General features: G+C 51.1%; 9 protein-coding genes. 6 read left to right on the top strand and 3 right to left on the bottom strand.

What is annotated here, in order from left to right:
* Positions 1 to 8: 8 nt before the first annotated feature.
* On the bottom strand, positions 9 to 851 hold the full coding sequence (locus E1189_RS11540; protein WP_155160482.1) for a hypothetical protein: 843 nt from the start codon (positions 849 to 851) through the stop codon (positions 9 to 11).
* A 352-nt stretch (positions 852 to 1203) separates the two neighbouring features.
* Here E1189_RS11540 and E1189_RS11535 point away from each other — a divergent pair, with 352 nt between their 5' ends.
* The 5 genes from E1189_RS11535 (at position 1204) to E1189_RS11515 (ending at position 5411) form a co-directional block, all read left to right on the top strand.
* Positions 1204 to 1464 carry a hypothetical protein gene (locus E1189_RS11535; RefSeq protein ID WP_155160481.1) on the top strand — a complete coding sequence of 87 codons (261 nt, stop codon included), beginning with the start codon at positions 1204 to 1206 and terminating at the stop codon, positions 1462 to 1464.
* 198 nt (positions 1465 to 1662) lie between these two features.
* Positions 1663 to 2589, top strand: coding sequence for a high-affinity branched-chain amino acid ABC transporter permease LivH (gene livH / locus E1189_RS11530; RefSeq protein WP_155160480.1), 927 nt, complete (start codon positions 1663 to 1665; stop codon positions 2587 to 2589).
* Entirely contained in the window at positions 2586 to 3914 is a 1329-nt protein-coding gene (locus E1189_RS11525) for a high-affinity branched-chain amino acid ABC transporter permease LivM (protein WP_155160479.1), read from the top strand. The genes livH and E1189_RS11525 overlap by 4 nt, the downstream gene beginning before the upstream one ends.
* A gap of 13 nt (positions 3915 to 3927) precedes the next feature.
* Complete coding sequence (gene livG / locus E1189_RS11520) at positions 3928 to 4710, top strand: high-affinity branched-chain amino acid ABC transporter ATP-binding protein LivG (protein ID WP_155160478.1); 783 nt, start codon at positions 3928 to 3930, stop codon at positions 4708 to 4710.
* Entirely contained in the window at positions 4710 to 5411 is a 702-nt protein-coding gene (locus E1189_RS11515) for an ATP-binding cassette domain-containing protein (protein WP_155160484.1), read from the top strand. Before livG ends, E1189_RS11515 begins: the two co-directional genes overlap by 1 nt.
* A gap of 372 nt (positions 5412 to 5783) precedes the next feature.
* On the opposite strand, the gene tfpB is transcribed toward E1189_RS11515, so the two are convergent.
* On the bottom strand, positions 5784 to 7667 hold the full coding sequence (gene tfpB / locus E1189_RS11510) for a type IV pilus assembly ATPase TfpB (protein ID WP_155160477.1): 1884 nt from the start codon (positions 7665 to 7667) through the stop codon (positions 5784 to 5786).
* A gap of 18 nt (positions 7668 to 7685) precedes the next feature.
* On the bottom strand, positions 7686 to 8294 hold the full coding sequence (locus tag E1189_RS11505; RefSeq protein ID WP_155160476.1) for a CYTH domain-containing protein: 609 nt from the start codon (positions 8292 to 8294) through the stop codon (positions 7686 to 7688).
* 187 nt (positions 8295 to 8481) lie between these two features.
* On the opposite strand from E1189_RS11505, the gene E1189_RS11500 reads away from it, so the two are divergent.
* On the top strand, positions 8482 to 9144 hold the full coding sequence (locus E1189_RS11500) for a TIGR00153 family protein (RefSeq protein WP_329602000.1): 663 nt from the start codon (positions 8482 to 8484) through the stop codon (positions 9142 to 9144).
* The last annotated feature ends 29 nt before the right edge of the window (positions 9145 to 9173 follow it).

Below are 9173 nucleotides of genomic sequence, written 5' to 3'. Positions count from 1 at the left end.
GCTTCAGGTTAGGGGGGCTGAATAGTTACATCTATACTGCCTGATAGATGCTCGTCCCGCCAATACTTCACCCTTTTATATACGCCCTCCACAGTGTATGAGAGCGTGGCTGGAAACAAATCCTTTTCCCCAAAACCAGCAATCACCAACCCTGATATCTGTTGGGTGTAAGCCTGTCTAACCACAAAGGCTTTAACTATGACCTCTATAATTTGAGCAGAGAATTTTTCATACAAATCTTGCGAAAATTCTTCCAAAGGGAAGCCTTTAGTCAGGTTCTCAAAATGATCTTCCAAGAACGTGCGCACAGCTTGAACAAGCTGACCACAAAAATGACCATCTGCTCTATCTATAAGTGGGGCGTTTTTTAACGATAAAATAGCCTGGGCCAGAGAGCTACCTAGAACCCTAACCAATTTGGAAGGCGTCTCAGATATGTCTGCACCCGATTGGCTAGCCTCTTTGAGGATATCTTCAAGAGGATGGAACAACTTTTCTAGAATGGCTAAGATGTGGTCTCGAAGAAACATTGAGCACATTTCACCAGAGAAGAGAGAGCTATCATTCTGCAAAAAATCAAAGAAATCATTAGCATATTCCTCCAAGCGTTCAAACTGTCGACTACCTAGTTTTTGCCTGTACATCTTTATAATTGTTTCCCACGGAACCCCCATCATTTCAGCTCCACCATATACCATTATGCCTACGCTGGAGTACTTTGAGAGCTGAAAAAGCTTATTGACGCTGTTATATATTTTAGGGGTGCTTTGACTACCTCCAGAGATAGTAACAGCACTATCTGCTGCCATAGCAACCGCAGACTTGTTCATAACAACAACTTCCGTTGTCATATACCCCCTCCTACAAAAAGCAATGAGGAAGGGATACTAGCACAATCTTTTTCTCACGATGTGACTTGCCGCAACGATAGAAACTCTACCTCATCGCAAACCACCGCACCCAATACCGGTAATCCCGCTCAAAGTGAGCATAAGGCATCCCAAACTGCTCACAAATAGCCTTCGGCACCTGTAGATCTTTACGTGCTTCTACCCCCGGCTGCACCTTATGCCGATAGTTATAACAAACCGCCACACACACCCGCCGGATCCGGAGCAGGGTTTTCGCCCGCAGCTTTTTGGATGCCCTCTCAGCAATCTACTGATCCAGCCAGTTCCACCAAGCGGCACAAGGGTCGAGCGCGTGAACAGCTCGCCCCAGCCGTGCCGCTACAAACTGTTTGGGGGCAGCCTCTGCTACCAGTGCATCACTTTATGCGGGGCGGGGCAGGAGAAGTACACCTACGACGATGTGCCCAACTACTCTGCGCCCACAACCATGAGGTTTAGTGTGGATGAAGCGATTCCAGTGGTGGACGATGAAAACTATGAAACCCAGGAAGAAGAGGAGCATCGTTTGAGTGGTCTGGAGCGTAACGACCTTAGCGTTGAACCAATAGACTAAAACTCTCCCTTAAAATTTATTAACAAAAGAAGCCCCCGGTTTTGCATCCAAAGTCGGGGGCTTCCTCTGTTTTGCACTTCTCGGCTGTGAGAAGATAGCGGCGCACACGCACCAAAAGCATGCATTCAAAAGCTGCATAACAAAAACAAGAAACGGAACCACGAGTTCTGAACACTATAAAAAGAACGAGGAGTATGTATGGGGGATTCCGGTCTTTACCTTATACAACAGATTCTGAACGGCCTCACCCTGGGCAGCACCTACGCCCTGATCGCCATTGGCTATACCATGGTTTACGGCATTATTGGCATGATCAATTTTGCTCACGGTGAGGTGTACATGATCGGCAGTTATGTGTCGTTTATTGTACTGGCGGGCCTTGCCATGATTGGTATCGACAGCGTAACACTGATGCTCGTGGCCGCCTTCATTATCAGCATCATTATTACCAGTACCTACGGTTACTCCATAGAACGGGTGGCCTACCGACCGTTACGGGGCGGTAACCGTCTGATTCCTCTGATCTCCGCCATTGGTATGTCCATCTTCCTGCAGAACTATGTGCGTCTGGCACAGGGTTCCCGGGATATCGCCATGCCCAGCCTGATTGAAGGTGGGTTTTCTTTTGGCGCGGAGAGTGGCTTTCAAGCGTCTCTGTCGTATATGCAGATCATCATCTTCGCCATCACTCTTGTGAGCATGACGATTCTGACAGTGTTTATCTCCAAATCTCGTCTTGGCCGCGCCTGCCGCTCCTGTGCGGAGGATATGGGCATGACCCGCCTGCTGGGCATCAACACCAACAATGTGATCGCCCTCACTTTTGTGATTGGTGCTGCGCTGGCAGCGGTTGCGGGTGTACTTCTCAGCCTTCACTACGGCGTTATCAACCCTTACATCGGTTTTCTTGCGGGCCTGAAAGCCTTTACCGCTGCCGTTCTCGGCGGAATTGGCAGTATTCCCGGCGCGGTGCTGGGCGGCCTGCTGCTGGGTTTAACGGAGTCTATGACCGCTGGTTACTTCAGTTCGGAATACAAAGATGTTGTCGCCTTTAGCCTGTTGATTCTGATCCTGCTGTTCCGTCCGTCAGGAATCCTCGGCAAGCCAGAGGTAGAGAAAGTATGAATGCAGTCAATTTCAAAAATGCCATTATTACCTCGATTGTCTTTGTGATTCTGGCAAGTTTTATGATGGGCGTTCAGCTGGTTCCGGACGGTACGGGGCTGGCGATTACCTTTGCTGATCCGGTTCGGATTGAAGCACTGGCTATCGCCCTTGCTGTGTTGTTCGTATTTCAGCTGTTCCGCTCCCCTATCACCAGCAGCTGGCAGACTTTCAGGAATGCCTTGCCCTTACCGGAGCAGGGCCTCACTGAAGCTCTTCAAGCCCAGGGGGAAAAACACCCTCGTCTTAAACAGTTGACCATTGCCTTTGTGCTGGCAGGTTTAATTATCTGGCCTTTTTATGCCTCCCGTGGCTCTGTGGATTTGGCCACCCTGGCACTTATCTATGTGATGCTTGGTCTTGGCCTGAATATTGTTGTGGGTTTGGCAGGACTGCTGGATTTGGGTTATGTGGGTTTCTACGCCGTAGGCGCTTACAGCTACGCTCTGCTGAATCAGTATCTCGGGCTGGATTTCTGGAGCTGTTTGCTCATTAGTGGCCTGATTGCTGCGTTCTTCGGCTTTATTCTTGGGTTCCCGGTGTTACGACTGCGGGGGGATTACCTTGCCATCGTCACCCTTGGTTTTGGTGAAATTATCCGCATCCTGCTGCTGAACTGGACGTCCATCACCGGCGGCCCTAACGGCATCAGCCAGATTCCCAAGCCCACACTGTTTGGATTGGAATTCTCTCGCCGTGCCAAGGAAGAAGGCAATATCCCCTTCCACGAATTTTTCGGCATTGACTACTCCAGCGGCTACAAGGTGATTTTCCTTTACCTGCTGGCGCTGGTGCTGGTAATTGTCACCCTGTGGGTGATCAACCGCCTGTTGCGTATGCCCATTGGCCGGGCGTGGGAAGCATTGCGAGAAGACGACATTGCCTGTCAGTCTCTGGGTATGAACAAAACTGCTATCAAACTATCCGCCTTTACTATCGGCGCGGCCTTTGCCGGGTTTGCCGGAACCTTCTTTGCCGCCCGCCAGGGTTTTATCAGCCCAGAGTCGTTCACATTTATTGAGTCCGCCATCATCCTTGCCATTGTGGTGCTTGGAGGCATGGGCTCTCAGATGGGTGTGGTGCTTGCAGCCATTATTATGACCGTACTCCCCGAGCTGGCCCGGGAATTTAACGAATACCGTATGTTGATGTTCGGCCTGCTGATGGTGTTTATGATGATCTGGCGCCCTGCTGGTCTTATACCTATGAAGCGCCCTCATATCGCGCTCAAGGATAACGATGAGCAAAGCTCATCCGCTTCACGCAAACCAGCCCAGGCCGCTTGAGGGAGTATTGGATATGAGCAGTCAGAACAAAAAGCAAAACCTGCTGGAAGTGGATGACCTGACCATGCGTTTCGGTGGTCTGATAGCCGTGAATAAGGTGAAGCTGAATGTAGAAAAAGGGCAGATCGTTTCCATCATTGGCCCTAACGGCGCGGGAAAGACGACGGTCTTCAACTGCCTGACCGGTTTCTACAAACCGTCCGATGGCCGTATTCGCTATCGGGGCGAAAACATCACCGGCAGCAAGAACCACGAAATCTCCCTCAAGGGAATCGTGCGCACCTTTCAGCATGTGCGTCTGTTTAAAAGCATGACGGTGCTGGAAAACCTGCTGGTTGCCCAGCACCGGCATTTGAATACTAACCTGTTGTCCGGCCTGTTTAAGACTCCCGCTTACCGCCGCAGTGAGCGTGAAGCTCTGGATTGCGCAGCCTACTGGTTGGACAAAGTGAATCTCACCGAGATGGCCAACCGCGATGCAGGAAATCTTGCCTACGGTCAGCAGCGCAGGCTGGAAATCGCCCGCTGCATGGTCACCCGACCGGATATGCTGATGCTCGATGAACCCGCCGCTGGTCTGAACCCCCAGGAAACCAAAGAGCTGGATGAGCTGATCTGTGACCTGCGAGATCACCACGACGTGTCAGTCATGCTGATTGAGCATGATATGAAACTGGTGATGGAAATCTCCGATCATATCTACGTGATTAACCAAGGCACACCTCTGGCCGATGGCACGCCGGAACAGATCAAAAACAACCCTGACGTAATCAAAGCCTATCTGGGGGAAGCGTGATGCTGTCGATTGAAAACGTTTCTGCTCACTACGGAAAAATTCAGGCACTGGACAACATCTCCGTTGAGGTTCAACAGGGCGAGATCGTTACTCTGATTGGTGCCAATGGCGCAGGAAAAAGCACTCTGCTGATGACGCTGTGTGGTGATCCTCACCCCAGCACAGGCAACATTGTGTTTGAAGGGCAGGACATTACCGATTGGGAAACACCGGAGATTATGCGCTCGGGCATTGCCATTGTGCCGGAAGGGCGTCGTGTATTCTCCCGCCTCACGGTGGAAGAGAATCTCGATATGGGTGGTTTCTTTGAAACTAATGAATACAAGGCCGAGATGCTGGAGCATGTGCTGCAGCTGTTCCCCCGTTTGAGGGAACGCTTTGATCAGCGCAGCGGCACAATGTCTGGCGGTGAACAGCAGATGCTGGCTATTGGCCGTGCCATGATGAGTCGCCCAAAACTCTTGCTTCTGGATGAGCCATCTCTCGGCCTGGCGCCCATTATCATTCAGCAGATTTTCGACATTATCGAGAAACTGCGGGATGATGGGATGACTGTCTTTCTGGTGGAGCAAAACGCGAATCAGGCTTTGAAACTGGCCGACCGTGGCTATGTTCTGGAAAACGGGCGGATTGTTATGGCGGATACCGGCGCAAACCTTCTGGTCAACGATGATGTGCGTAAGGCCTACTTAGGCGCCTGATGCCTTAAAACACTGTTTTAAAGCATGGCCGGAAACTTTGACGTTTCCGGCCATTCGCTCAAAAAGCCCTCTTTTTCCCTTCAATATTCCGACAAATCCCATCACGCAAGCCTGTTAATCGGCACCTTTTCCTGCTGCACAAAAGGGAATAAACCCGTGCATGGCGCTTTTATCCGGTTTTCTCCTACAAAATCAGTAGGCTGGAGCAGGCTTCTATACTGGAAGGACGTGAGGAGTTTGATGTACACGGAGCAGTACTATGAAGAACCTGAATAATGATCAGTTAACGCGGCCAGAGATTGCGCTGTTATTCACATCCCTGACCGTAATGACCCTGTCGTTTGCTGCCTTGGTTTACAACGCCTGATGCCCTCAACTCAGCGTTGTTACCGGCGTAACCCGTAGCACTTCATCCACTGTCGTTAATCCTGCAGCCACCTTTTGTGCACCGCTCAGCCGGAGTGTGTGCATGCCATTGCGGATAGCCGCCGAGCGCATTTTATCCACATCGGTACGTTCTCCCAGTTGATCCCGCACTACACCCTCCAGGGGCATAATCTCATACACACCGGCACGGCCACGAAAGCCTGTTTGTCGGCAGTTTAAACACCCTACAGCTTTTGCGCCCATGGATGGTGGTTCGGCCACCCAGGGGCGGGTCAGCTCTTTCCAGGCCTGTTTATCAATGGGCGCAGGTGCTTTGCAATCCGGGCACAGGGTTCTTACCAGACGCTGTGCCATAACCCCCAGCACAGTTGCCCGAATCAAGTAATCCGGCACTCCGAGTTCCAGCAGACGGGTAATAGCAGAGGGAGCATCGTTCGTGTGCAGAGTGGACAGCACAAGGTGTCCGGTGAGTGCAGCCTGTATCGCCATTTCTGCCGTTTCCAGATCACGAATCTCACCCACCATAATGATATCCGGGTCCTGTCGTAAAAGTGCCCGTACGCCACTGGCAAAGGTCAGGTCGATATTATGCTGTACCTGCATCTGGTTAAACGACGGCTCTACCATTTCAATGGGGTCTTCAATAGTACACACATTCACCCTGGATGTAGCCAGCTCCTTCAAAGTGGAGTAGAGCGTGGTGGTTTTGCCGGAACCTGTAGGGCCGGTTACCAGCACAATGCCGCTTGGCCGACTCACCATCTGGTGCCAGCGTTTGTCGTCGTCTTTGGAAAAGCCGAGATCATGGAAACCCTTCAGCAAGACATCCGGGTCAAAAATTCGCATCACCATTTTTTCGCCAAAGGCGGTGGGCAGTGTAGATATACGCAGCTCCACTTCACTGCCTTCAGTGGAGCGGGTTTTCAAACGGCCATCCTGGGGTTTGCGTTTCTCGGCCACATTCATCCGGCCAAGAATTTTCAGGCGGCTGTTCACTGCAGCCAGCACCTGTGCGGGCATGTCGTAAACCGTGTGGAGAACACCGTCGATACGGAAGCGGATATGACCTTTATCACGGCGCGGCTCAATGTGGATATCACTGGCCCGCTGGTCGAAGGCGTATTGCAGCAGCCAGTCCACAATATTGATAATGTGCTGGTCGTTGGCATCGGGGGTCTGGGCATCGCCCAGCTGGAGAAGCTGTTCCAGATTGCCGGTATTGATAGCATTAATGCCACCTTCTTTACTGGCTCCGGTGATGGATTTGGCCAGTTTATAGAACTCACCGGTGTAACGACGAATCTCAGCCGGGTTACTCACAACCCGCTTAATTTCACGGCGGTTTATGTGTTTGAGGTTGTCTTCCCAGCCTCTGTGCCAGGGTTGAGCGCTGGCTACGAGAATTTCGTTTTCATTCACTTCTACCGCCAGAATCTGGTGCCGCTCAGCATAGGCGAGGGACATCAGCGGTGTGACAGAAGCCGCATCAATTTTCAGAGGGTCAATATGGTAATAGGGCTGCTGGGCGCTTTCGGCCAGCCAGCGACTCATGGTTCCCAGATCGAGTGGCTGACCGGGGTTTGCCTGATTATCCAGCTCCAGCTCCGCCAGATACTCAAACGGATGGAGCTTAGCCTGAGTTTCATTACGCCTTCGGGAAAGAACCTCCTGCCCCTGACTGGCACTTAAGAGCCCATCCCTCACCATATCCCTGACTATCTGGGAAAGGTCGAGCAAATAGTCTCCAGGGTTATTACCACTGGCCTTATAACTGCCAGCAGGTTTCCGACCAAGTGGCTTGGCCTGATTCTTTTTTTTAAGATTTATTCTTTTTTCCACGGACTGTTCCACAACCAGCTCAACAGGCATATTCGGATAAGCCCGAGCCTACCCTTCGCTCCCCCCACGAGCAAGCCGGTAACCTCGTTCCGCTTTACTGATATTTTCAGGTTTGAGCACAATCACTCGCCCCAGCTCTTCGGCCAGAGATATCAATGCTGTTTCGTCACCTTCTTTCAATTCCAGCTCCAGCTCAGATATGGGCTGAGTACGGCTGCCAGCAACCACATGGCCTTTATCGAGAGCAAGTTCTATCGAAGCTCCCAGCCATTGAAAGTCGATAACCTTTCGCTCAAAATCCGTACGAAAGACTGGTGTTAAAGTGGACACATCAACCCCTTTCAATGCCTCTGGCCACACACTCTCCAGACGCCTGCCATCCAGCTCCGGGCCTTCCAGTTGCCACTCCCATTCCCCCCTGTGGCTCAAGCCGTTCACACTCTCACCCCTGGTTTTCAGGGTTTGGATATAGATCCCATTTTTCTCCCGGACTCGCAGAGCCACACGGTGCTGATTTAACACCGCATCCGGCGTATCGAAATAAGTGTTTGCCAGATGAAGGGTCACCACAGGCTGACCGGCAAGACAGGGCGCATTCAGCAACGCTCCGTGGTCAGCAGCCGCAAGGCTCAGTTTCAGCTCAATTTCACGGCCCATAAAGTTACACCTCCAAAAATACACAACACAAAATATATCGATTTATCAGATACTTATATATCCGATTTATCGCTGTGAAAATTAAATCACATCCAATTACACAAATTCTCAGCCCAGTAGAAAATCAGTTTCTATAATCTCGTTTCAATAACAACGACTGTTAGCACCGATGTCATCGAGATACCTTTTGTCCAACGTATTTGGACGCTCTCCGATAGGGCCTATAAAACAACATATCGCCAGTGCCCACGGAGCCGCTGCTTTGCTGGACCCTTTCTTTGAGGCGGTTCTGACTGAGAACTGGAGCGAGGCAGAAATCTGTCAAAAGCGCATTGTCAGCCTTGAGGAGGAAGCTGACAGAATCAAGAAAGAGTTGCGTCTTTCCCTGCCAAAGAGCCTGTTTCTTCCCGTACCCAGAACCGATCTTCTGGATTTAGTCACTGTACAGGACAAAGTTGCCAACCGCGCCAAGGATATTGCCGGAATCGTTCTGGGCCGACAGATGCGATTTCCCGAAGAGCTGAAACCGGACTTCATGACCTTTGTCAGACGCTCCGTAGAAGCTTCGGCACAGGCTCTTATGGCTATCAATGAACTGGATGATCTGCTGGAAACCGGGTTTCGCGGGCGGGAAGCGGACATCGTTGAAAACATGATTGAGGAGTTAAACGCCATTGAAGCTAACTCCGATGAGCTCCAGATTACAGTGCGACGCCTTTTGTTTACCAAAGAGAGGGAGCTTTACCCGGTTGATGTCATGTTCCTTTATAAGGTGATCGAATGGGTAGGCGATCTGGCCGACAGAGCCTCTCGGGTTGGAGGGTATCTGCACATGCTTTTGGCTCATTAACGGTTACAGGCCAGTAACCGCTTCGTTAG

Source organism: Parendozoicomonas verongulae (assembly GCF_009711465.1).
GTDB classification, from domain to species: Bacteria; Pseudomonadota; Gammaproteobacteria; order Pseudomonadales; family Endozoicomonadaceae; genus Sansalvadorimonas; species Sansalvadorimonas verongulae.
This window is presented reverse-complemented; position numbering and strand designations above follow the sequence as displayed.

Coding starts and splice junctions, on each gene's coding strand:
- E1189_RS11505 (WP_155160476.1), bottom strand. CDS start 8,294: ATGGGCCGTGAAATTGAGCTGAAACTGAGCCTTGCGGCTGCTGACCAC.
- E1189_RS11525 (WP_155160479.1), top strand. CDS start 2,586: ATGAATGCAGTCAATTTCAAAAATGCCATTATTACCTCGATTGTCTTT.
- E1189_RS11515 (WP_155160484.1), top strand. CDS start 4,710: ATGCTGTCGATTGAAAACGTTTCTGCTCACTACGGAAAAATTCAGGCA.
- livG (WP_155160478.1), top strand. CDS start 3,928: ATGAGCAGTCAGAACAAAAAGCAAAACCTGCTGGAAGTGGATGACCTG.
- E1189_RS11540 (WP_155160482.1), bottom strand. CDS start 851: ATGACAACGGAAGTTGTTGTTATGAACAAGTCTGCGGTTGCTATGGCA.
- livH (WP_155160480.1), top strand. CDS start 1,663: ATGGGGGATTCCGGTCTTTACCTTATACAACAGATTCTGAACGGCCTC.
- tfpB (WP_155160477.1), bottom strand. CDS start 7,667: ATGCCTGTTGAGCTGGTTGTGGAACAGTCCGTGGAAAAAAGAATAAAT.